The 312-nt window shown below is 51.0% G+C and carries 1 protein-coding gene; it reads left to right on the top strand.

The annotated features are described in order from the left end of the window. The coding region (locus WFN33_RS20270) for a SwmB domain-containing protein (protein ID WP_336954834.1) at window positions 1-312 on the top strand (312 nt) is incomplete at both ends.

Below are 312 nucleotides of genomic sequence, written 5' to 3'. Positions count from 1 at the left end.
GCAGCACTCGATACAACAGGCACATCGTTGACGTTGACCTATAGCGAAGCGCTAGACGGCACCAACTTACCGCCATTGAACAGTTTCGTGGTGACCGCAGATGGTCAGGTGGTACCTGTAACAGCGGTTACAGTGAATGGTTCTAGTGTGGTGTTGACTTTAGGTACAGCAGTCACAGCAGGTCAAGCGGTTGAAGTGGGCTATACCGATCCAACTACGGGTAATGATCCAAATGCGATCCAAGATGTAGCAGGCAATGATGCAGCAACGCTTCCAGCAACAACGGTGGATAATGGTTCAACTGTGCCTGGC

Origin of the sequence: Acinetobacter sp. AS167, from assembly GCF_037152175.1 — a bacterium.
GTDB lineage: Bacteria > Pseudomonadota > Gammaproteobacteria > Pseudomonadales > Moraxellaceae > Acinetobacter.
Note: the sequence above shows the minus strand (reverse complement) of the source record. Positions and strands in the feature narration are given on the sequence as shown.